Origin of the sequence: Bradyrhizobium sp. Mp19 (assembly GCF_029952935.1) — a bacterium.
GTDB lineage: Bacteria > Pseudomonadota > Alphaproteobacteria > Rhizobiales > Xanthobacteraceae > Bradyrhizobium > Bradyrhizobium elkanii.
Genome location: NZ_JASAUT010000019.1, coordinates 83,811 through 105,553, shown reverse-complemented (window position 1 = coordinate 105,553; position 21,743 = coordinate 83,811). Strand labels below are relative to the sequence as shown.

Genomic DNA, 21,743 nt, shown 5'->3' with positions numbered 1-21,743 from the left:
CACCGGACACGGCTATTCACTTGCATCTGGTAGTCGGACGGCAGCTTCCTATGTGCTAGGGAGAACAACAGCCGGCTGAACCGGCGGAGCGGTCCTGCCGACCAATGCACGACCGTGACTGGCGACGGTCTCGCCGGCCCTGGAGGACTTTATGACTGGCTTCGACGTTTTCGCGATCGCGTTTGTTCTTCTCGTCATCGTTACGCTGTTCGCCGGGATCAAGACCGTTCCGCAGGGTTATGACTGGACCATCGAGCGGTTCGGCAAATACACCCGCACGCTGTCGCCCGGCCTCAATCTGATCGTGCCCTATTTCGATCGCATCGGTCGCAAGATCAACATGATGGAGCAGGTGATCGACATCCCCGAGCAGGAGGTAATCACCAAGGACAACGCCACCGTGACGGTGGACGGCGTCGCGTTCTACCAGGTGTTCGATGCCGCCAAGGCGAGCTACGAGGTCGCCAATCTCAACCAGGCGATCACCGTCCTGACCATGACCAACATCCGCTCGGTGATGGGCTCGATGGATCTCGACCAGGTGCTGTCGCATCGCGACGAGATCAACGAGCGGCTGCTGCGCGTGGTCGACGCCGCGGTGTCGCCCTGGGGCGTCAAGGTCAACCGCATCGAGATCAAGGACATCGTGCCGCCGGCCGACCTCGTCGAGGCGATGGGCCGGCAGATGAAGGCCGAGCGCGTCAAGCGCGCCGACATCTTGCAGGCCGAGGGCCAGCGGCAATCCGAAATCCTGCGCGCCGAGGGCGCCAAGCAGGGTCAGATCCTGCAGGCCGAAGGCCGCCGCGAAGCCGCCTTCCGCGACGCCGAGGCGCGCGAGCGGCTCGCCGAGGCCGAGGCCAAGGCGACCCAGATGGTGTCGGAATCGATCGCCAAGGGCGACGTTGCCGCGCTGAACTATTTCATCGCCGACAAGTACATCAAGGCGTTCGGCCAGCTCGCGGAATCGCCGAACCAGAAGGTCTTGATGCTACCGATCGAAACCTCGAGCGTGCTGGGCTCGCTGGCCGGCATCGGCGAGATCGCCCGCGCTACCTTCGGCGAGAGTGCGGCGTCCGCTACGGCCGCAGCACGGCGCGGCGGCTCGGTCCCGCCGGCCGGCCCACCGGTGCCACCGCCGGTGCCGCCGCAGCGGTGAGGGCGTGACGGCGTCGCGCCCGCAATGGTAGAGGACCTGTCATGGCCGAGATGTTTTCGACATTGGGTACCTGGAACTGGCTGATCTTCGGCTTCATCCTGATGGCGCTGGAGCTCGCGGCGCCCGGGGTGTTCCTGTTCTGGCTCGGACTCGCGGCGCTCCTTGTGGGCCTGCTGTCGTTCTTTTTCACGCCGTCCTGGCAGATGCAGCTCCTGATGTTCGCGGTGTTCGCCGCGTTGGCGGTGCCGGCATGGCGGCATTTTGCGAAGGGCGCGACGGCGGCGAGCAAGACCAACCCGTTCCTCAACCGCCGCAACGAAGCCCTGGTCGGCCGCGAATTCACGCTGGAGAAGCCGATCATCGACGGATCTGGCACGGTGCGGATCGACGATACGGTGTGGCGCGTCGCCGGCCCCGATGCGCCGGCCGGCAGCCGGGTGAAGGTGGTCCGCGCCGACGGCGCGAGCTTGACGGTGGCGATCGCCTAGTTTGACCTGAGCCATCGACGACGACTTGGCCCGAGCGTCGAATGCTGCTTCGGACGAGTAATCCGTAGCCCGGGTGAGCCAACGGGTCGCGCGAATGCGCGCCCGATGACAGGCTCCGCGATACCCGGGGAAACCGGTCCCGCATATCGCTCCGCTAATGCGGGCTACACACTGACGGTCGCCGCGGTCTAGCTGGCGCCCCGCTTGCTCCAGCGGTCGGCGAAACGATGGAGCGGCGTGAAGGTCTGGAACAGCTCCCTCCCGAGCGCGGTGAGGCCGTAACCATCCTCCGATAGTTCGACGAAGCCGGCCTCGCGCAGCTCGGTCAATCGCGTCTGCAGGATGGTTGGCGAGGCCTCGTCGCAGGCGGTGCGCAGCGCGCGCGAGGTCAGCGCGCCCTCGCGCAGCTCCCAGATGATGCGCAAGGTCCAGCGCCGTCCCAAGAGATCGAGCAGCGCCATGATCGGGCGGCCGGTCCGCGAGCCGCGGACGCCGGATCTTGTGACTGGGCCCTGCTTCGGCATGTCGCGAATTCCTTTCGAATCCCTCTTGCGGGTCGCTACAGATATTGTAGCGTGTTGCTACATTAAATGTAGCTACGGGATCAGCCCATGTCACGCCTCGCACCGCTCGATCCGCCCTATCCGGCGGACGTTCAACAGCATTTCGATCGCATCATGCGCGGCAAGCCGCCGCTGCTGCTGTTCCGCATGATGGCCGGCCATCCGCGCGCCTGGGAGAAGTTTCGCGGCGGCAGCCTGCTGGACCGCGGGCCGTTGTCGCTCAGGGAGCGCGAGATCGTGATCGACCGTACCTGCGCGCTCAATGAATGCGAATATGAATGGGGCGTGCATGTCACGGCGTTCGGCGCGGCCGCCGAACTGACGGAGCAGCAGGTCGACGCCACCGTGCGCGGTGCGGCCGATGCCGACTGCTGGTCGCCGGCCGAACAGGTGATGATCGCGGCGGTCGATGCGCTGCATGCCCGCGCGACGCTGGATGACGCGGAATTCGCGGCGCTGTCGGCGCATTACGATGAGGACCAGATCCTGGAGATCATCCTGTTGTGCGGCTTCTACCGCACGGTCTCCTACCTCGCCAACGCACTGGCCCTGCCGCTGGAGGAAGCGGGGGCGCGGTTTCCGAGGTAATCGCTGTCATTCCGGGGTTCGCGCCAACAGGCGCGCTCTCAGATGCGCCATTGCGCATCGGGGAATGACAAGAGGGCCTACGCCACACCCGCCCGCAGCAGATCGTGCAGATGGATGATGCCGACCGGCTTCTTGGCGTCGGTCACGATCAGCGTCGTGATCTTCGAGGCGTTGAGCAGCTCCAGCGCTTCGCCGGCCAGCGTGTCGCGGCTGATCGTCTTCGGCGTTTTGGTCATGACCTCCTCGACCGACACCATCAGAAGGTCGGGGCGGCGCAGCTGCCGGCGCAGATCGCCGTCGGTGACGATGCCGACGAGATGGCCGTGGCGGTCGACGATGCCGACGCAGCCAAAGCCCTTGGAGGTCATCTCGACCAGCGCATCGGACATCTTGGTGCCGAGCGGCTTCAGCGGCAGCGCGTCGCCGCCATGCATCAGGTCGCGGGCATATTTCAGGAGCGCGCCGAGCTTGCCGCCCGGATGCAGCACGCTGAAATCGGTCGAGGTGAAGCCGCGGCCCTCGAGCAGCGCGATCGCCAGCGCATCGCCGAGGGCCAGCATCATCAGCGAGGAGGTGGTCGGCGCCAGATTGTGCGGGCAGGCCTCGCGGGCCTTCGGCAGCGTCAGCTGCACGTCGGCGGCCTTGCTCAGCGTCGAGTCCTTGTCGGCGGTCATCGCGATCAGCGGAATGCCGAAGCGGGCGGCATAGGCGATCAGGTTGCGCATCTCCGGCTGCTCGCCGGACCATGACAGCGCCAGGATCACGTCATCGATCGTGATCATGCCGAGGTCGCCATGGCTCGCTTCGGCGGCGTGCACGAAGAACGCCGGCGTGCCGGTCGAGGCAAAGGTCGCGGCGATCTTGCGCCCGATATGGCCGGACTTGCCGAGCCCGGTGACGATCAGCCGTCCCTTGGCATTGCCGATCAGCTCGGACGCTGCTGCGAACGGCGCGCCGAGGTCGGACTTCAGTGCCGCGGAAAGGGCTGCGACGCCGCTTGCTTCGGCATCGAGGGTGCGGAGCGCCGATTGAATGGCGCCGTCATCGGGGCCGGATGATTTGGTCATCAGCGGTTTCGGTTTGGCCATTTCGGATTCCAGGGGAGGGGTTTTGCACCCGGGCGTCTCCCTTAGCACGTTCGATTCCGCGATGCGACGCGCGGCGGCCGATCCTCAACGGCTCATTAACCATAATTGTTTTAACTCCATTAACGACGTTTTCCGCCACCCGGTGGAGTGCGTCCGACAAGTATATGAATTCGTTGGAGTATTTCCATCGTGTTGCGGCGGCCAGCAAGCGGCCCAGACCGGCGTGGATGCGTTGTCCGCGCGGTTTTGCCATGTCCTGCCGTGACTGCTCTGGCGTTGACCATGACCACCGGGTTCGCCGCGGCCCAGACCGTGACGCCCGATCTGTTCAGCCCCAATCGCCAGAGCCAGGTGATCACGCAGGATTCGCCGCTGCGCCGGACCACGGCCGACGCCATGGATCCGCTGAACGGCCTGAAGCTGCCCGACGCTGATCGCGATCGCCGTTCGTCTTCGTCTTCATCGACATCGACATCGACGACGCGGATCGGGCAGGTCCCGACCTACGGGCTCCCCGCAGCGAACGGCGCCTCGACGTCGGGCTATGACTCGCTCAACCGCAAACGCCAGAAGCCGAAATACTACCCGGGCCAGGCCAAGCCGAAGCCGCCGGCCGGACCCGGCTCGCCGCAGCCGACGCCGGCGCCGTTGAACGCCACGGGGCAGCTGCGGCTGTCGATCCCGCCCTCGGAGACCGCCAACAAGACGCCGCTGCCGCCGTCGATGGCCGGCACCATCGTCGGCCAGCCGCCGCGCAAGCGGCTCAAGATCGACGACGATCCGTTCGGCGCGGTCGGCGACTACGCCGGCTCGTTCATGGTCAAGACCGCGGTCGAGGTGATGGCGGGCTACGACACCAATCCGGGCCGGCTCTACTCGCCGCAGGGCAAGGCGTTTTACATGGTCGCGCCGGAATTCCTCGCGGTCTCCGACTGGGAGCGTCACGCCGTCGTCGCGGATTTGCGCGGCTCCTTCACCGGCTATGGCTCCGGGCTGACGCCGAATGCCGACGGCACGCCGCTGTCGGCGCCGCTCGACATCGACCGTCCGAACTTCATTGGTCATATCGACGGCCGGCTCGACGTCTCAAGAGACACGCATCTCCTGGGGCAGGCCCGCCTGCTTGTCTCGACCGACAATCCCGGCAGCCCGAACGTGCAGGCCGGCCTCGCCAGATATCCGATCTACACCACCGTCGGCGGCACCTTCGGCATCGACCAGAATTTCAACCGCATGCAGGTCTCGCTCGGCGGCACCGTCGACCGCACCGACTATCAGTGGTCGAAGCTGACCGACGGCACCTCGTCGTCCAACGACGATCGCAACTTCACGCAGTATGGCGGTGTCGGCCGCGTCAGCTATGAGCTCAATCCGGCCGTGAAGCCGTTCGTGGAAGTGGAGGGCGACAGCCGCTTCCACGATCTCTATCTCGACCGCAACGGTTACGCGCGCAATTCGTCGGGCGGTTACGCCAAGGTCGGCACATCGTTCGAGTTCACCCGGATTCTGTTCGGCGAGGTCTCGATCGGCTATGCTAGGCGCGACTATGTCGATCCGCGGCTTAGCCCGCTCAAGGGCCTGCTGACCACCGCCTCGCTGACCTGGAATGCGACGCCGCTGACCACGGCCAAATTCTATTCCGACACCCAGCTCGGCGAGACCACGCTGCCCGGCACCTCGGGCGTGCTGTCGCGCACCTACACCGTCGAGGTCGACCACGACTTCCGCCGCTGGCTGACCGGCATCGGCAAGTTCACCTACGGCACGCTCGACTACCAGGGCGACAACCGCAACGACACGATCTACTCGGTGTCAGGCGACCTGATCTACAAGATGACCCGCAGCCTCTGGATCAAGGGCACCGTGCGCCGCGACTGGCTGGATTCCAACCAGCCGGGACAGAGCTCGGCGTCGACGGTGGTGATGCTCGGCGTGCGGGTGCAGAATTAGCGGTGAGGATGCCTAAGTCGCATCTCAAATGAGGTGTCGTGCTCCGCGAACGCGGGGCACCCAGTACGTGGCGGCCTGTCCGTTCAAGCCCTGACGTCTCTGGAATACTGGATCGCCCGCTTTCGCGGGCGATGACAGTTCAGTGTGTGGCTGCAGTGGCGTGGCGGCTGACGCGCTTACCCCGGCAGATCCGTCTTCCCCATCAGGAAGCTATCGATCGAGCGCGCGCACTGGCGGCCTTCGCGGATCGCCCAGACCACGAGCGACTGGCCGCGGCGCATGTCGCCGGCGGAGAAGATCTTCGCGCGCGAGGTCTGGTAGTCCTGCAGGGAGGCGCGGACGTTGCCGCGCTGGTCGAGCTCGACGCCCAGCGTCTTGAGCAGGCCCTCGTGCACCGGATGGACGAAGCCCATCGCCAGCAGCACGAGCTCGGCGTCGAGCGTGAACTCGGTGCCGGGCAGCGGCTTGAACTTGTCGTCGACCTTGACGCAATGCAGCTTGGTCACCTTGCCGTCGACGCCTTCGAACTTCGTCGTCAGCACGGCGAATTCGCGCACCGCGCCTTCGGCCTGGCTCGAGGACGTGCGCATCTTCAGCGGCCAGTTCGGCCAGGTCACGCCCTTGTTCTCGTGCTCGGGCGGCGCCGGCATGATCTCGAGCTGGGTCACCGACTTGGCGCCTTGCCGGAACGAGGTGCCGATGCAGTCCGAGCCGGTGTCGCCGCCGCCGATCACGACGACATGCTTGCCGTCGGCGAGGATGTCGGCGGCGCCGTTCAGCGGCTCGCCGGAAACACGGCGGTTCTGCTGCGGCAGGAAGTCCATCGCGAAGTGGATGCCGGAAAGCTCGCGGCCGGGGATCGGCAGGTCGCGCGGGGCTTCCGCGCCGCCGGTCAGCGCCACGGCGTCATACTGCTTGGCGAGTTCCTGCGGATCGATCGCACCCGGCGTCGAGCCGCCGACGGCCTTGCCGTAATGGAAGGTGACGCCCTCGGCTTCCATCTGCGCCACGCGGCGGTCGATGATGCCCTTCTCCATCTTGAAGTCGGGAATGCCATAGCGCAGCAGGCCGCCGGCCTTGGCGAACTTCTCGTAGACATGCACTTCGTGGCCGGCGCGCGCGAGCTGCTGCGCGGCGGCCATGCCGGCGGGACCCGAGCCGATCACGGCGACCTTCTTGCCGGTCTTGACGGCTGCGATCTCCGGCTTCAGCCAGCCATTGTCCCAGGCGCGGTCGACGATCGCGCATTCGATGGTCTTGATGGTGACCGGGTTGTCGTCGATGTTGAGCGTGCAGGACGCCTCGCACGGCGCCGGGCAGATGCGGCCGGTGAATTCGGGGAAATTGTTGGTCGAGTGCAGGTTGCGCGAGGCTTCTTCCCAGTTGCCCTGATAGACGAGGTCGTTGAAATCGGGGATCTGGTTGTTGACCGGGCAGCCCGGCGTGCCCGGCGCGGTCGAGCCGGTGCCGTGGCAATAGGGGATGCCGCAATTCATGCAGCGCGCAGCCTGGTCGCGCGTGTCCTTCTCGCTCAGCGGAATGACGAATTCCCTGAAGTTCTTGAGTCGATCGGCGACCGGCTCGTACTTGCGGTCATGCCGCTCGATCTCGAGAAAACCTGTGATCTTGCCCATTGAAACCCGATGCCCCTGCATCATGTGTTCGTCTGTTCTGTTTGACCCTCATCCTGAGGAGCGGCGCGTGCGCCGCGTCTCGAAGGATGGAGGCCCGTGTGGCGGCCTCATGGTTCGAGACGGCGCTGCGCGCCTCCTCACCATGAGGGTCTTTCAGGCTTACGCGCCGATCGCGATCTTCGGCTCGGCGTCGGCGTTCGCCTTCATTTCCTTCAGCGCGCGGCGGTACTCCACCGGCATCACCTTGCGGAATTTCGGCAGCCAGCTCTTCCAGTCGGCGAGGATCTCCGCCGCCTTCTTCGAACCTGTCAGCTTGGCGTGACGCGTGACCAGGACGTGCAGCCGCTCCACATCGGACTCGAGCAGGTTCTGGAACACGTCGACCCGGCCATGCGCCTCGAGATCGCCGGAGTGGTGGTAGGTGTCGGCGTTGATCATCTCCTCCGACAGCACCGGCTCGAGCTCGACCATCGAAAGGTTGCAGAGCTTGTCGAAGTCGCCGGTCTCGTCCAGCACATAGGCGATGCCGCCCGACATGCCGGCCGCGAAGTTGCGTCCGGTCTTGCCGAGCACCACGACGATGCCGCCGGTCATGTATTCGCAGCAATGATCGCCGGCGCCCTCGACGACCGCGACTGCGCCGGAGTTGCGCACCGCGAAGCGCTCGCCGGCGATGCCGCGGAAGTAGCACTCGCCCGCGATCGCGCCGTACATCACGGTGTTGCCGACGATGATCGACTCCTCCGGCACGATGCCGGAGATCTTCGGCGGCTTGACGATAATGCAGCCGCCCGAGAGGCCCTTGCCGACATAGTCGTTGCCTTCACCCTCGAGCTCGAAGGTGACGCCCTTGGCGAGCCAGGCGCCGAACGCCTGTCCTGCCGTGCCCTTCAGGCCGACATGGATGGTGTCGAGCGGCAGGCCGGCATGGCCGTAGATCTTGGCCACCGCGCCCGACAGCATCGCGCCGGCGGAACGGTCGGTGTTGTTGATCTCTTCCTCGATCTTGACCGGGGCGCCGCGATCGAGCGCGGCCTGCGCCTTCCCGATCAGCCGGCGGTCGAGCACGGCTTCCAGATGGTGGTTCTGGCTTTCCGAGTGATAGATCGTCTGGCCCTTCTCCTCCTTCTGCCGCACGAACAGCTTGGAGAAATCGAGGCCCTTGGCCTTCCAGTGCGAGACCAGCGCGGTCTGGTCCAGCATCTGGACCTGGCCGACCATCTCGTCGAACGTCTTGTAGCCGAGCTGCGCCATGATCTCGCGGACTTCCTCGGCGACGAAGAAGAAGTAGTTGATGACGTGCTCGGGCTGGCCGGTGAAGCGCTTGCGCAGCACCGGATCTTGGGTCGCGACGCCGACCGGGCAGGTGTTGAGGTGGCACTTGCGCATCATGATGCAGCCCGCCGCGATCAGGGGCGCGGTGGCGAAGCCGAACTCGTCGGCCCCGAGCAGCGCGCCGATCACGACGTCGCGGCCGGTGCGGAAGCCGCCGTCGACCTGGACCGCGATGCGGCTGCGCAGCTGCTGGCGCACCAGCGTCTGATGGGTCTCGGCAAGACCGATCTCCCACGGCGAACCGGCATGCTTGATCGAGGTCAGCGGCGAGGCACCGGTGCCGCCCTCGAAGCCGGCGATGGTCACATGGTCGGCGCGCGCCTTGGCGACGCCGGCGGCAACCGTGCCGACGCCGACTTCCGACACCAGCTTCACCGAGACCTGGCCGTCCGGATTGACGTTCTTGAGGTCGTAGATCAGCTGGGCGAGGTCTTCGATCGAGTAGATGTCGTGATGCGGCGGCGGCGAGATCAGGCCGACGCCCGGCGTCGAATGCCGCACGCGGGCGATCGTCGCGTCGACCTTGTGGCCGGGCAACTGGCCGCCTTCGCCGGGCTTGGCGCCCTGCGCCATCTTGATCTGCATCATGTCGGAGTTGACGAGGTATTCCGTCGTCACGCCGAACCGGCCCGAGGCGACCTGCTTGATCGCCGAGCGCATGCTGTCGCCATTGGGCATCGGCTTGAAGCGGTCGGACTCCTCGCCGCCTTCGCCGGTGTTGGACTTGCCGCCGATCCGGTTCATCGCGATCGCGAGCGTGGTGTGCGCCTCGCGCGAGATCGATCCGAACGACATCGCGCCGGTCGAGAACCGCTTGACGATGTCCTTGGCCGGCTCGACGTCCTCGAGCTTGATCGGCTTGCGCTTGTCGTCCTCGGCGCTCTTGATCCGGAACAGGCCGCGCAGCGTCAACAGACGCTCGGACTGCTCGTTGAGGATCTTGGCGAACGCCCGGTAGCGCTCCTGCGAATTGCCGCGCACGGCATGCTGCAGCGTCGAGACCGATTCCGCGGTCCAGGCGTGGTCCTCGCCGCGGGTGCGGTAGGCATATTCGCCGCCGACATCGAGCGCGCTCTTGTAGATCTGGCCGTCACCGAACGCGTCGGTGTGGCGCCGCACGGTCTCCTCGGCGATCTCGCCGAGGCCGACGCCCTCGATGCGGGTGTGAGTGCCGGCAAAATACTTGGCGACGAAGTCCGCCTTGAGGCCGACCGCGTCGAAGATCTGCGCGCCGCAATAGGACTGGTAGGTCGAGATGCCCATCTTGGACATCACCTTGAGCAGGCCCTTGCCGATCGACTTGATGTAGCGCTTGACGATCTCGTAGTCGTCGAGCGCGCCGGGCAGCCGGTCCTTCATCGCGAGGATGGTTTCGAACGCGAGATAGGGGTTGATCGCTTCGGCGCCGTAGCCGGCGAGGCAGGCGAAGTGATGCACCTCGCGCGGCTCACCGGATTCCACGACGAGGCCGACCGAGGTGCGCAGGCCGGTGCGGATCAGGTGATGATGCACGGCGGCGCAGGCCAGCAGCGACGGGATCGGAATCCGGTCGGTGCCGGTCATGCGGTCCGACAGGATGATGATGTTGATGCCCTCGCGCACCGCGCCCTCGGCGCGCGCGCAGAGCTCGTCGAGCACCTGCTCCATGCCCGCCGCGCCGAAGCCGGCGTGGAAGGTGGTGTCGAGCGTGCGCGACTTGAAGTGGGTCTCGGCGACGTCGGAGATCGAACGGATCTTTTCCAGATCGGCGTCGGTCAGGATCGGCTGCCGCACCTCGAGGCGCTTGGTCGAGGCGACGCCCTGGAGGTCGAACAGGTTCGGCCGCGGCCCGATGATCGAGACGAGGCTCATGACGATTTCCTCGCGGATCGGGTCGATCGGCGGGTTCGTCACCTGCGCGAAGTTCTGCTTGAAGTAGGTGAACAGCTGCTTCGGCTTGTCGGACAGCGCCGAGATCGGCGTGTCGTTGCCCATCGAGCCGGCGGCTTCCTCGCCGGTGGCGGCCATCGGCGTCATCAGGATCGCGATGTCTTCCTGGCTGTAGCCGAACGCCTGCTGCCGATCGAGCAGCGGCAGGTTGGAGCGCACGCCCTTGGCCGGCGCATCCGGCAGCTCCTCGAGCTGGATCTGGGTGCGATGCAGCCAGTCGCTGTAGGGGTGGCTCTTGGCGAGGTCGGCCTTGATCTCGTCGTCGGGAATCAGGCGGCCCTGCTCGAGGTCGACGAGCAGCATCTTGCCGGGCTGCAGCCGCCACTTGGTGACGATCTGGTCCTCCGGAATCTTCAGCACGCCCATTTCGGACGCCATCACGATGCGGTCGTCCTTGGTGACGAGATAGCGCGCCGGGCGCAGGCCGTTGCGATCGAGCGTGGCGCCGATCTTGCGGCCGTCGGTGAAGGCGATCGCGGCCGGGCCGTCCCACGGCTCCATCAGCGCAGCGTGATATTCGTAGAAGGCGCGGCGCTGCTCATCCATCAGGGGATTGCCGGCCCACGCTTCCGGGATCATCATCATCACGGCGTGCGGCAGCGAGTAACCGCCCTGCACCAGGAATTCGAGCGCGTTGTCGAAGCAGGCGGTGTCGCTCTGGCCTTCATAGGAGATCGGCCAGAGGCGGCTGATGTCCTTGCCGTAGAGCTCCGAATGCACGGAAGCCTGCCGCGCTGCCATCCAGTTGACGTTGCCGCGCAGCGTGTTGATTTCGCCGTTATGGGCGATCATCCGGTACGGATGCGCCAACGACCAGGTCGGGAAGGTGTTGGTCGAGAAGCGTTGATGCACCAGCGCCAGCGCGCTGTCGAAGTCGGCCTCATGCAGGTCGGGATAGTACTTGCCGAGCTGGTCGGCGAGGAACATGCCCTTGTAGATCACGGTGCGGCACGACAGCGAGCACGGATAGTAGCCCGCCATGCCGCGGTCGCGGCGCTGATAGATCGCCTGCGAGATCGACTTGCGCAGGATGTAGAGGTGGCGCTCGAAATCGTCCTCGGTCTTGGCCGCACCATTGCGGCCGATGAAGACCTGCATGTGGTAGGGCTCGGTCGGCTTCACGGTGACGCCGAGCGAGGAATTGTCACTGGGCACGTCGCGCCAGCCGAGCAGCTTGAAGCCCTCGTTCTTGATCTCGTCGGCGATGATGCTCTTGATCACGTTTCGCCACGCGGCATCGCGCGGCATGAACAGCGCGCCGATGGCGTATTCGCCGGGCTGCGGCAGCTTGAAGCCGAGCTCCGCGGTCTTGCGCGCGAAGAAGGCGTGCGGGATCTGCACCAGGATGCCGGCGCCGTCACCGGCGCGCGGATCGGCGCCGACGGCGCCGCGATGCTCGAGGTTGCACAGGATGTTCAGCGCGTCGGAGACGATCTGGTGCGACTTCTGGCCCTTGATGTTGGCGATGAAGCCGACGCCGCAGGAATCCTTTTCCAGGCTCGGATCAAACAGGCCTTCGGCTTCAGGACGCCAGGTGTGGAGCTCACGCGCGGGCTCGGCGGCTTTCGAGTCCGCGGTCGCCGACAGCGTTCCTGCCACGATGTTTTCGCGCTCGAATTCCGACCCGCTCATGTGTCCTCTCCCTTTCGTAAGGGCCCCACCATATTTGGCGCACCTTGGACGTTGCGGCACCCACCGGGCCACCGCTCGTCCGCCGCGAGCCGCATTTTCCTAAATTCAGACGACGGGCGTTTCAACGTCCCCTGAGGGACGGCCCTGCCTGCAGCATTCTCGGAGCTCGGGGCGCCGAGGTCTCGTTGCAATCCCTATGCCGGGATGGCCGCGAAATTGAGACAGCTTTGCTGTCCTAACTACGACCTTGCCAAATTTTTGTCTATCACACAAGCGCGAGGAAGTCCTCGCCCGCATGCTCGGATCGAACGGCTCGGCGGGCCGCGCCGCGCCCCTGATTCGAAGCAAACACGCCGTGATCTGGCCCAAGGAGCGACCAAGGACCGCCGAATTTGAAACTGAAATTTTGCCCTGGGGCAAGCCGGCAAGAGAGCGGGAACGCTCCCAAGGGCGGGCAGACAGGAGTTACGGCGATGAAGTTGTTCACAGGTTCGGTTGCTGCCGCGGCCCTCGCGCTCAGCGCAGCCGCGGCCGAGGCCCAGCTGGCGACGCCCGCCCGGATCGGCAGCCCGCTTTTGGTCAGGGTATCCGACATGGACGGGCCCTATGCCGCCATGCCCGAGGTTCCGCCGCCGCCGCGCTACGGCCGTGTGCCGAGCCTGTTGCCGCCGGTCGAGGTCTACACCGTGCTCCGCGAGAACGGCTATCTGCCGCTTGGCGCGCCCCGGCAGCGCGGGTTCGTCTACACGATCTCGGTGATCGACCAGGGCGGCGACGACGGCCGGCTGGTGATCGATGCCCGCGACGGCCACATCATCCGCTTCACGCCGGCCTCTCGGCTCGGCGACAATTACGAAGAGGAAATGAGCGCGACCGACGGTCCCGCCGGGCCGATGCCGCGGCCGATCCAGGCCCGGGTGCCGCGCCCGCCGCTCCCGATCCCGCATGTCGCCAGCCGCGTGCCGGTGCCCAAACGCAGCCCGCTCTCGGCCAAGGCCCAGGCTCCAGCTGCCCAGGTTCCGGCGGCGGCAGCTCAGGCTCCCGCCCCGGCGGCTCAGGCCGCCGTCCCGCAGGCGGCTACGTCGCAGCCTGCTCAGGCAGCCGCACCCGCGCCGGCCGAGCAGGCCGCAGCCCCAAAGCCGGCCGAGGCCCAGGCTGCCCCGCAAGCCGTCCAGCAAGCCGAGGCTCCGACCGTCGGTCAGGGTGCTCCGCCGCCTGCGCCCGCGATCCTGCCGACCCAGGCGATGCCCAAGGTGCAGGGATTGGAGTGAGATCCGTAGCCCGGATGGAGCGCAGCGAAATCCGGGGACGTCTCGGCGGCAAGACCTTTCCGGATTGCGCTTCGCTCCATCCGGGCTACGAAGGCCTGAACTGGGCCACGGCCCGCCGCAACAAAAAACGCCCCGGTTTCCCGGGGCGTTTTCGCGATCAGCCAATATCTGCTGACGCGGGGTTTGTTGCTTAGGCGGCGACCTTGCCGGCCGAGCCGTCAACGACCTGCGGGGCCTTCTCGCCGCCGCCGATCGGAATGCTGCGGGGCTTCTTGGCCTCGGGAATCTCGCGGACGAGATCGACGTGGAGCAGACCGTTCTCGAGCGAAGCGTTCTTCACCTGCACGAAGTCGGCAAGCTGGAAGACGCGCTCGAAGGCGCGGGAGGCGATGCCGCGATAGAGCACTTCGGAGCCGTTGCCGGAGTTCTCGTTGGCGGTTTTCTCGCCCTTGATCGTCAGCGTGTTCTCCTTCGCGACGATCGAAAGCTCGGCCTGCGAGAAGCCGGAGACCGCAACGCTGATCCGGTAAGCATTCTCGCCGGTGCGCTCGATGTTGTAGGGGGGATAGCCGGGGCTGCCGTCCGAGGTCACCTGATCGAGCAGGTTGAAGAGGCGGTCGAAGCCGACGGTGGAACGATAAAACGGAGTGAGGTCGTAGCTACGCATAGGAATAGTCCTCCATTGAGCGACTGTTTCAGTTACCCGCCCGCCATCGGGCCGGGCTTAGATGTGTGCAGCCTGATGTTTCGGTTCCGAAACACTGGTAGCGGCCTGCACGGAGGTGATATGGGAGGGGTCACGTCGCGTTCAAGAGGCGGAAACCGCGTCGCATTTTTCGGCGCCGGCGTCCTTGATCTCCACCCTGTCTCACCACTCCGGTCCCCTTCATGACGCTCGTCTCGATTCCCGCCAACCCGGTTCCGGACGACGTTGTCAGTGGCACCATCAAGACACCAGACGGGGCCGAGCTGCGCTTTGCACGCTGGGCGCCGCCGCCCGGCCGCAAGGGCACGGTCTGCGTGTTCGGCGGGCGCGGCGAGATGATCGAAAAATATTTCGAGACCGTGCGCGATCTGCGCGACCGCGGCTTTGCGGTGGCGATGATCGACTGGCGCGGGCAGGGCCACTCGTCGCGGCGGCTGCGCGATCCCCGCAAGGGCTACGTGCGCGACTTCGCCGACTACGAGGTCGACGTCGAGACCTTCGTGCAGCAGGTGGTGCTGCCCGACTGCCCGCCGCCCTATTTCGCGCTAGCGCATTCGATGGGCGGTGCGGTGATGCTGCGCCTCGCGCATGCCGGCAAGCGCTGGTTCGATCGCATGGTGCTGTCGGCGCCGATGATCGACCTGCCGCGCCGCCGCGTGTCGTTCTTCCCGAGCGCGCTGCTCAGGATCATGCGGCTGGCCGGGCAGGGCGGCCGCTATGTACCCGGCGGCGGCGACGAACTGGTCGGCCTCGCGCCCTTCATCGGCAATCCCGTGACCAGCGATCCGGTGCGCCATGCCCGCAACGCGGCGATCCTGGACGAAGATCCGACGCTCGGCATCGCGGCGCCGACGATCGCCTGGGCCGACACCGCGTTCACCGCGATGCGCACCTTCCGCGGCATGTCGTATCCGTCCGAAATCCGCCAGCCGATCCTGATGCTGGCGGCGAGCAATGACGAGGTGGTGTCGACGGCCGCGATCGAGGAGTTCGCCTATCACTTGCGCGCCGGCTCGCATCTCGTGATCGCCGGCTCCAAGCACGAAATCCTACAGGAGCAGGACCGCTACCGCGGCCAATTCTGGGCGGCGTTCGACGCGTTCGTGCCCGGCACGCCGCTGTTCAAGTGAGGCATGGCGTTTCCGAGCGAAGCGGATCCCGGTTCGCGTGAAGAAAACGCGTCAAACAAAAATCTAGCGCTGTAGCAGCGCGATGATCCGATCGGGAAAGCGCTTGTCCACGAACAGCGTCCTGACCTCGGCGACGCTGAGATAGCGGTCCTTGCCTTCGCCCTTGCCCATGATGTCGAGCAGCACCGGCCACTCGCCCAGCATCAGGAGCGGATAGTAGCAGTGCAGGATGCCGTAGGACGGCGGATGCTCGTCCTTGGCGCGCTGGAAGTTCGCCGCCATGAAGGTCTTGATCTCGGCGGCCGACAGCCCGCGTTCGACGCTGCCGTCGGGGGCCTTGTAATCCTTGCCGAAGGTCGCGAGCCGCGCAATCTCGTCCTCATGGACCACCGCGTGCTGGTCGAGGATGCGCGAGCCGGCGCCGTGCTTGTCGAGTGGGCCGTTGCGCAACGCGTCGAGAATGGCGCCCTGGAACAGGCTGCGCAGCTGGCTGAAAGGACCGAGGCCGTTGGCGATCTGCGCCACCATGAAGATCTTCGCTCGCGCGGTGAACCCCTCGAACCCGGTCTTGCCGGTTGCGCGTCCGATGGTGCCTGTCAGTTCAGGCAGCGGCACGATATGGCCGCCGACATAGTTGCCGGCGACGAGCGCCCGCAGGAACGGGCAGGGATTGTCAGGAGAAATCTGCGGGGCGGGCGCCTTGCTTGCAGCCGTATCGGACATCAAACCACATCCTGAAAAGCGTCAGCTTAAAAAGCATCCATTACCGGTGGATGAATTCGCTCAGGAGTCGATGGCGAATTTCGATGTGGACGCAACCAGAGCGAGTTTGCCGAACGGCAGGCCGGCTTTCAAGAGGCCGTCGCGATAATGCGCGATGTCGGCCGGGTTCTTCCAGTGGAAATTGCGCAAGTGACGTTCGACCGTCAGCTCCGGATGGTTGGCGAGCAGTGCCTCGGCTGCCTGCGCGGCCTCGTCGGCGCGGCCGAGCTGGGCGAGCGCTGCGGTGCGCACTGCAAGGCACTGCAGATGGTTCGGGTTCAGATACAGCCCCTCGCGCGACCACGACAGCGACGCGTCATATTGCCCGAGCAGATAATGGCTGAACGCGTTCAGCGCCGCCCATTGGTAGCGCGGGTCGCTGTTGCCGCGCTGGACCGCCGTCGAGAACAGATCGACCGCCTTGCGATGGTCGCCGATCACCATGTGGCAGATTCCCAGCACGCCGCGCGCGCCCATGTCGTAGGGGTTGAGCTCGATCGCCCGCTTGATGGCGTCCATCGCGGCTTCGTAATGGCCCTGCATCGCGTGCAGGTAGGCCAGCAGCGAAAACGCGAACGAGGAGCGCGGGTCGAGCCGCACGCTGCTCTCGGCCAGGCTGACCGACGAGGCCCACAATTCGCGCGTGCTCGGAATCCAGCCGAACTGGATGCTCTGGATCTGGATCAGCGCGAGATAGGCGCGCGCGATCGACAGCGCGGGGTCGAGCTCGATCGCCTCCTTGAACAGCGCGATCGCGGTTTCGCAATCGTCCTTGGTCTGCTGATAGTAGTGCGACAGCCCCTTCAGGAAGCGATCCCACGCCGTCAGTTCGGCGTTCGGCGAGCGCGCCGGTGCCGAGGCCTCGGCGCGATAGATCTCCTGCGCGACGGCGGCGGAGAGATTCGCGGTGATCTCGTCCTGCATCGCGAACAGGTCGCCCATGTCGCGGTCGTAGCGGCCGGTCCACAGCTGCTCGCCCTTCTCGGGCGCGATCAGTTCGGCGGAGACGCGGATCTTGTTGCCGGCGCGCCGTACCGAACCCTGGATCAGATAGGTTGCGTCGATCTCGCGCGCGATCAGCCGGGTCGAGACGTTCTTGCCCTTGTAGGCGAAGGTCGAGTTGCGGCTCAGCACGCGATAGAAGGATTGCAGCGACAGCGCGTGGATCAGGTCCTCGGTCAGGCCGTCCGAGAAATATTCGTCGGCGCCGCCGCTGAGATTGTCGAACGGCAGCACGCCGACGATTGCAGTCCGGTATTGCCCCGGCAGATGCGGGCCGTCGTCCGGAACCTGCTCCTGGGCATCGGACCCGGCCGGCGCCCAGGTCCAGACATTGACCGGCTCGGCGATGTTCTTGAAGCGGTGCGGGCCGGCGTCGACGAGGGTGACGGCAAGCCGCCGTCCCGCTTCGGTGCGGGCCTTGTCCGACACCGCGATGCCGCCGGGCGTTGCGACTGTCTCGAGACGGACCGCGATGTTGACGTCGTCGCCGAACACCTCGTCCTCGTCGGCCATGACGTCGCCCATGTGGACGCCCATCCGGAAGTGCATGGCACGGTCGGCCGGCAGATGTTCGTTGCGCTCGGCCATCAGGGTCTGCATCGCGACGGCGGCCTCGATCGCGCCGATGATGCTCGGAAATTCCAGCAGGAAGCCGTCGCCGGTGTTTTTGACGATACGGCCGCCATGGTTGAGGATGATCGGGTAAATCGCGCTGCGGTGCGCCTTGAACGAGGCATGCGTCCCCGCCTCGTCGGCACCCATCATGCGGGAATAGCCGGCGATATCAGCGCAAAGAATGGCAGCGAGCCGTCTTTCCATGTCTCCTGTGCCCTGGAATGGCCACTTTAGCCGAGGTGACCGAATCCGATACTTACAAGACAGGCCGGGTCCGGCGGAAGCCCGGTTTGCAGGCACCTATAATGCATAGTAGCAGCAATTGGCACGCGACCAACGGATGGTACAGTCAGTTCTCTACTGAATTCGTGTGTCGCCGGGATGGCGCCGGCTGGCGGATCAGCCTTTCCGGACGGCTACTTGCATAGGTTAACGTCGCTGACATGCTGGGAATTCACGAGCTTTGGCTGTTCGTCCTGTCCGGGCTGCTGCTCAACGTCACACCGGGGCCGGATACCGCCTATATCATCGGGCGCACGATTCAGCTCGGATGGCGCGGCGGCGCCGCTGCGGCGATCGGTATCAGCTGCGGCTGCCTGGTCCATGTGCTGGGTGCGGCGATCGGCCTGTCGGCGCTGCTGATGGCCTCGTCGACCGCGTTCCTGGCCGTCAAGCTGGTCGGCGCGGCCTATCTGGTGCTGACCGGTCTGCAGATGCTGCTGGCGCGCGCCAAGCCAATCGCTGACATCACAGGGCAGGGCGGCGAGACCTCGATCTCGCGCGTGTTCTGGCAGGGGGCGCTGACCAATACCCTCAACCCCAAGGTGGCGCTGTTCTTCCTGGCTTTCCTGCCGCAATTCGTGGCGGCCGATTCGCCGCACAAGACGCTCGCCTTCCTGGTGCTCGGGCTGATCTTCATCACCGGCGGCACGCTGTGGTGCCTTGGTCTTGCGGCCTTCGCGGCGCGGGCTGCCGGCCGCATCAGGCAATCGGCCGGCGTGATCGCCTGGATCAACCGCTCGCTCGGCGCGCTCTTCATCTATCTCGGCGTCCGCGTTGCGACGCTGGAAGCGCGCTAGCTCGCGCCTTGGCGCTCTGGCTGTGCCGCTCTAGCCGTGGATCTTGAGCAGCGCGCTGCCGGCGAGATAGATGCCGAGCAGGATCATCGAGATCAGGAACCAGCGGCGGAACGCCTCGGGATGCATCCGCGTGCGAACCGCCTGGCCGATGAACATGCCGGTGAACGACGCCGCCATCGCGACCGCGCCCGGCAGCGCGGTGGCTGCCGTCAGCAGGCCCGAGGCCGTGAGGTTGAAGGCAAGCGCCACGGTCGCGGTGGTGAAGAACACGCCGAGCGCCTGCACCAGTTCGTCCTTCTCCATGCCGATCGCCTGCATGAACGGCATCGAGGGGATGACCTGAACGCCGGTCGCCGCCGAGATCAGCCCGGTGATGACGCCGACGATGCCGCCGATCCATTTCTCGTCGCGCCGCGCGACCTTGAAGCTGAACCGGCTCAGGCCGACGATTGCGTAGATCACCAGCAGCACGCCCAGCACCACGGTGCCGTACGCCGCGTAAGGCCCGGTCAGCAGGCCGGCATTGATCCAGATCCCGGCCACGGTGCCGAGCATCAGCGGCCACAGCCGCTTGATGATGTCGCGCAGATAGGGACCGACGAAGGTCTGCCAGATATTGGTGACGATCGCCGGCACGATCACGATCGCAATCGCCTGGCCCGGCGCCATCGTGGTTGCGAGCAGCCCCATCGCGACCGTCGGCAGGCCGAGGCCGAGCGTACCCTTGACGAAGCCGGCGAGCAGGAAGGCGAAAGCGATGAAGATCAGGAGATGGTCGACCATGGCGGCACATTGACCGATCGATGCGAACGGCACAATCTGGAGGTTACGGAGTTAGCCTTCGGGCGACCCGAAGGTATGGGGGCGGGAAACGTCATGCGGTTCGACCTGACCGACTTGCAATTGTTCATCGCGGTTTCCGATGCGCGCAGCATCACGCAGGGCGCGGCGCGCGCGAACCTTGCGCTGGCTTCGGCCAGCGAGCGGATCAAGGGCCTCGAGGAAGCGCTCGGCGTCGCGCTGCTCAAGCGCGGTCGGCGCGGCGTCGAACTGACGGCGGCGGGCGAGAGCCTGCTCGGCCATGCCCGCATCGTGATCCACAATGTCGAGGCGCTGCAAAGCGATCTCGCCGCCTATGCCAGCGGCGTTCGCGCCAACGTGCTGCTGCTGGCCAACACCTCGGGCCTGTCGGAGCATCTGCCGCGCGCGCTCGCGGCATTCCTGCACGAGCATCCCGATATCAGCGTCGACGTCGAGGAGCGCGAGAGCACCGATATCGCAACCGCGATCGCCAGCGGCGCCGCCGATCTCGGCTTCGCCGCGGAGCACGCGCTGCCCGACAGCGTCGAGCGCTTCCTGTTCAGCGAGGACCGCCTGATGCTGGTGGCGTCGCGACGCAGCGATCTCGGCGGCCGTCGCCAGATCGACTTCCAGGAAGTGGTCGGCCGCGATTTCGTCGGGCTCACGGCAACGTCCGCGCTGCAGGTTCATATCTCGCGGCACGCCGCAAAGCTCGGTGCGCGGCTGCGCTTCCGCGCCCGCCTGCGCGGCTTCGATGCGATCTGCCAGATGGTCGCCGCCGATGTCGGCATCGCCGTGATCCCGGAGACCGCGGCGCGGCGTTGCGCGGCGTCGATGCCGATCACGACGATAAGGATCCGCGACGCCTGGGCCAACCGCCGCCTGACGATCTGCGCGCGCAGCTTCAAGGCGCTGCCGCGGGCGGCCAAGCAGCTCGTGGACTATCTGCGCGCCGAAGCGCAGCGCTGACGGCTGGCTCATTTCGTCGTCACCACGCCGGCGTCCTGGATCACCTTCGCCCATTTCCTGATGTCGGCAGCGATGAAGTCGCGGAAATGCTCCGGCGTGTCGCCGGCCAGCGTCAGGCCTTGCTCGGCGAGCTTTTGCTTGACGATCGGATCGGCCATCGCCGCTGTGGCGAATTGGTTCAGCCTTGCGACGATCGCCGGCGGCGTTCCGGCCGGCGCGACCATGCCGTACCAGTTCTCGATGATCAGGTCGGGCATGCCGGCTTCCGCCGTGGTCGGCACGTCGGGCGCGGTCGGCGCGCGTTCGCGCCCACCGAGCGCGATCGGCCGCAGCGCGCCCGCCTTGATCTGCGGCAGGATCACCGGCAGGTCGAGGAAGGTCATCTGCACCTGCTGACCCAACAGGTCGTTCACCGCCGGCGCGGCACCGCGATAGGGCACGTGCACGATGTCGACCTTTGCCGTCAGCTTGAACAATTCGCAGGCGAGATGCGGCAGGCTGCCGGGGCCGGAGGAGGCGAAGTTGAGCTTGCCCGGCCGCGCCTTGGCGAGCGCGACCAGCTCGTTCATGTTCTTCGCCGGCACGTTGGCGGCGACCACCAGCATCTCCGGCACCGTCGCGACCAGCGTCACCGGCGCGAGGTCCTTCAGCGTGTCGTAGGCGACCTTCTCCATGCTCGGGCTGATCGCCAGCGCGCCCGCGCTCGCGATCGCGACCGTGTAGCCGTCGGGCGCCGCCTTCGCGACTGCGTCGGTGCCGAGCACGCCGCCCTGGCCGGCGCGGTTGTCGACGATGACGGGTTGCCTTGCGAGCTCCGAGATCTTCTGCCCGATCACCCGTGCGATGATGTCGTTCGGTCCGCCGGGCGGGAACGGCACGATCAGCCGGAGCGGCTTGGTCGGGAAATCCTGGGCCGAAGCCGTGACGGGCGCGAGAAGCAGGAGAAGGGCCGCCAACAGCCTGCCGCACATCGTCATGTCGCCCATCCCTGACTTTTCTGGTTGCGGTCAGGATGGGCGCAGATCAGGCGCCCGGCAACTCAAGA

At 66.1% G+C, this 21,743-nt stretch carries 17 protein-coding genes; 8 read left to right on the top strand and 9 right to left on the bottom strand.

Features of this window, described 5'->3' with window-relative positions:
* The first annotated feature begins 151 nt into the window (after positions 1-151).
* Positions 152-1,156 carry an SPFH domain-containing protein gene (locus QJT82_RS21500; RefSeq protein WP_028341353.1) on the top strand — a complete coding sequence of 335 codons (1,005 nt, stop codon included), beginning with the start codon at positions 152-154 and terminating at the stop codon, positions 1,154-1,156.
* A 41-nt stretch (positions 1,157-1,197) separates the two neighbouring features.
* Positions 1,198-1,644: an NfeD family protein gene (locus QJT82_RS21495; protein ID WP_028341352.1), complete on the top strand. Its 447-nt coding sequence runs from the start codon at positions 1,198-1,200 to the stop codon at positions 1,642-1,644.
* 188 nt (positions 1,645-1,832) lie between these two features.
* On the opposite strand, the gene QJT82_RS21490 is transcribed toward QJT82_RS21495, so the two are convergent.
* A complete protein-coding gene (locus QJT82_RS21490; protein ID WP_028341351.1) occupies positions 1,833-2,168 on the bottom strand; it encodes a helix-turn-helix domain-containing protein in 336 nt (111 codons plus the stop codon).
* An 87-nt stretch (positions 2,169-2,255) separates the two neighbouring features.
* Between QJT82_RS21490 and QJT82_RS21485 the strand changes: the two genes are divergently transcribed.
* The gene (locus QJT82_RS21485) at positions 2,256-2,795 is read left to right on the top strand and encodes a carboxymuconolactone decarboxylase family protein (RefSeq protein WP_028341350.1); all 540 of its coding nucleotides are present in this window, start codon (positions 2,256-2,258) and stop codon (positions 2,793-2,795) included.
* A gap of 77 nt (positions 2,796-2,872) precedes the next feature.
* On the opposite strand, the gene QJT82_RS21480 is transcribed toward QJT82_RS21485, so the two are convergent.
* Positions 2,873-3,883, bottom strand: coding sequence for a KpsF/GutQ family sugar-phosphate isomerase (locus QJT82_RS21480; RefSeq protein ID WP_028341349.1), 1,011 nt, complete (start codon positions 3,881-3,883; stop codon positions 2,873-2,875).
* 282 nt (positions 3,884-4,165) lie between these two features.
* Between QJT82_RS21480 and QJT82_RS21475 the strand changes: the two genes are divergently transcribed.
* A complete protein-coding gene (locus QJT82_RS21475; protein WP_245288744.1) occupies positions 4,166-5,833 on the top strand; it encodes an outer membrane beta-barrel protein in 1,668 nt (555 codons plus the stop codon).
* Between the two features lie 176 nt (positions 5,834-6,009).
* On the opposite strand, the gene QJT82_RS21470 is transcribed toward QJT82_RS21475, so the two are convergent.
* Positions 6,010-7,467: a glutamate synthase subunit beta gene (locus QJT82_RS21470; RefSeq protein WP_028341347.1), complete on the bottom strand. Its 1,458-nt coding sequence runs from the start codon at positions 7,465-7,467 to the stop codon at positions 6,010-6,012.
* Positions 7,468-7,626: 159 nt separating this feature from the next.
* Complete coding sequence (gene gltB, locus QJT82_RS21465) at positions 7,627-12,363, bottom strand: glutamate synthase large subunit (protein WP_028341346.1); 4,737 nt, start codon at positions 12,361-12,363, stop codon at positions 7,627-7,629.
* A gap of 473 nt (positions 12,364-12,836) precedes the next feature.
* Between gltB and QJT82_RS21460 the strand changes: the two genes are divergently transcribed.
* Positions 12,837-13,634 (top strand): hypothetical protein, encoded by a 798-nt coding sequence (locus QJT82_RS21460; RefSeq protein ID WP_028341345.1) that lies wholly within the window; start codon positions 12,837-12,839, stop codon positions 13,632-13,634.
* Positions 13,635-13,824: 190 nt separating this feature from the next.
* Here QJT82_RS21460 and QJT82_RS21455 read toward each other — a convergent pair whose 3' ends face one another.
* Positions 13,825-14,301 (bottom strand): Hsp20 family protein, encoded by a 477-nt coding sequence (locus QJT82_RS21455; RefSeq protein WP_028341344.1) that lies wholly within the window; start codon positions 14,299-14,301, stop codon positions 13,825-13,827.
* Between the two features lie 221 nt (positions 14,302-14,522).
* Between QJT82_RS21455 and QJT82_RS21450 the strand changes: the two genes are divergently transcribed.
* A complete protein-coding gene (locus tag QJT82_RS21450) occupies positions 14,523-15,470 on the top strand; it encodes an alpha/beta hydrolase (protein WP_028341343.1) in 948 nt (315 codons plus the stop codon).
* Between the two features lie 63 nt (positions 15,471-15,533).
* On the opposite strand, the gene QJT82_RS21445 is transcribed toward QJT82_RS21450, so the two are convergent.
* Positions 15,534-16,193: a hypothetical protein gene (locus tag QJT82_RS21445; protein ID WP_028341342.1), complete on the bottom strand. Its 660-nt coding sequence runs from the start codon at positions 16,191-16,193 to the stop codon at positions 15,534-15,536.
* A gap of 60 nt (positions 16,194-16,253) precedes the next feature.
* Positions 16,254-18,053 (bottom strand): tetratricopeptide repeat protein, encoded by a 1,800-nt coding sequence (locus tag QJT82_RS21440; protein WP_028341341.1) that lies wholly within the window; start codon positions 18,051-18,053, stop codon positions 16,254-16,256.
* A 239-nt stretch (positions 18,054-18,292) separates the two neighbouring features.
* Here QJT82_RS21440 and QJT82_RS21435 point away from each other — a divergent pair, with 239 nt between their 5' ends.
* Positions 18,293-18,928 (top strand): LysE family translocator, encoded by a 636-nt coding sequence (locus tag QJT82_RS21435; protein ID WP_028341340.1) that lies wholly within the window; start codon positions 18,293-18,295, stop codon positions 18,926-18,928.
* A gap of 30 nt (positions 18,929-18,958) precedes the next feature.
* Here QJT82_RS21435 and QJT82_RS21430 read toward each other — a convergent pair whose 3' ends face one another.
* Positions 18,959-19,711, bottom strand: a complete 753-nt coding sequence (locus QJT82_RS21430; protein ID WP_028341339.1) for a sulfite exporter TauE/SafE family protein — start codon at positions 19,709-19,711, stop codon at positions 18,959-18,961.
* 93 nt (positions 19,712-19,804) lie between these two features.
* Between QJT82_RS21430 and QJT82_RS21425 the strand changes: the two genes are divergently transcribed.
* Positions 19,805-20,698 carry a LysR family transcriptional regulator gene (locus QJT82_RS21425; RefSeq protein WP_018269712.1) on the top strand — a complete coding sequence of 298 codons (894 nt, stop codon included), beginning with the start codon at positions 19,805-19,807 and terminating at the stop codon, positions 20,696-20,698.
* 8 nt (positions 20,699-20,706) lie between these two features.
* Here the strand turns inward: QJT82_RS21425 and QJT82_RS21420 are convergent, their stop codons facing one another.
* Positions 20,707-21,675 (bottom strand): tripartite tricarboxylate transporter substrate binding protein, encoded by a 969-nt coding sequence (locus QJT82_RS21420; protein WP_028341338.1) that lies wholly within the window; start codon positions 21,673-21,675, stop codon positions 20,707-20,709.
* Positions 21,676-21,743 lie beyond the last annotated feature (68 nt).

Coding starts and splice junctions, on each gene's coding strand:
- QJT82_RS21420 (WP_028341338.1), bottom strand. CDS start 21,675: ATGACGATGTGCGGCAGGCTGTTGGCGGCCCTTCTCCTGCTTCTCGCG.
- QJT82_RS21430 (WP_028341339.1), bottom strand. CDS start 19,711: ATGGTCGACCATCTCCTGATCTTCATCGCTTTCGCCTTCCTGCTCGCC.
- QJT82_RS21495 (WP_028341352.1), top strand. CDS start 1,198: ATGGCCGAGATGTTTTCGACATTGGGTACCTGGAACTGGCTGATCTTC.
- QJT82_RS21500 (WP_028341353.1), top strand. CDS start 152: ATGACTGGCTTCGACGTTTTCGCGATCGCGTTTGTTCTTCTCGTCATC.
- QJT82_RS21480 (WP_028341349.1), bottom strand. CDS start 3,883: ATGGCCAAACCGAAACCGCTGATGACCAAATCATCCGGCCCCGATGAC.
- QJT82_RS21460 (WP_028341345.1), top strand. CDS start 12,837: ATGAAGTTGTTCACAGGTTCGGTTGCTGCCGCGGCCCTCGCGCTCAGC.
- QJT82_RS21435 (WP_028341340.1), top strand. CDS start 18,293: ATGCTGGGAATTCACGAGCTTTGGCTGTTCGTCCTGTCCGGGCTGCTG.
- QJT82_RS21485 (WP_028341350.1), top strand. CDS start 2,256: ATGTCACGCCTCGCACCGCTCGATCCGCCCTATCCGGCGGACGTTCAA.
- QJT82_RS21455 (WP_028341344.1), bottom strand. CDS start 14,301: ATGCGTAGCTACGACCTCACTCCGTTTTATCGTTCCACCGTCGGCTTC.
- QJT82_RS21490 (WP_028341351.1), bottom strand. CDS start 2,168: ATGCCGAAGCAGGGCCCAGTCACAAGATCCGGCGTCCGCGGCTCGCGG.
- QJT82_RS21475 (WP_245288744.1), top strand. CDS start 4,166: ATGACCACCGGGTTCGCCGCGGCCCAGACCGTGACGCCCGATCTGTTC.
- QJT82_RS21450 (WP_028341343.1), top strand. CDS start 14,523: ATGACGCTCGTCTCGATTCCCGCCAACCCGGTTCCGGACGACGTTGTC.
- QJT82_RS21440 (WP_028341341.1), bottom strand. CDS start 18,053: ATGGAAAGACGGCTCGCTGCCATTCTTTGCGCTGATATCGCCGGCTAT.
- QJT82_RS21445 (WP_028341342.1), bottom strand. CDS start 16,193: ATGTCCGATACGGCTGCAAGCAAGGCGCCCGCCCCGCAGATTTCTCCT.
- QJT82_RS21425 (WP_018269712.1), top strand. CDS start 19,805: ATGCGGTTCGACCTGACCGACTTGCAATTGTTCATCGCGGTTTCCGAT.
- gltB (WP_028341346.1), bottom strand. CDS start 12,363: ATGAGCGGGTCGGAATTCGAGCGCGAAAACATCGTGGCAGGAACGCTG.
- QJT82_RS21470 (WP_028341347.1), bottom strand. CDS start 7,467: ATGGGCAAGATCACAGGTTTTCTCGAGATCGAGCGGCATGACCGCAAG.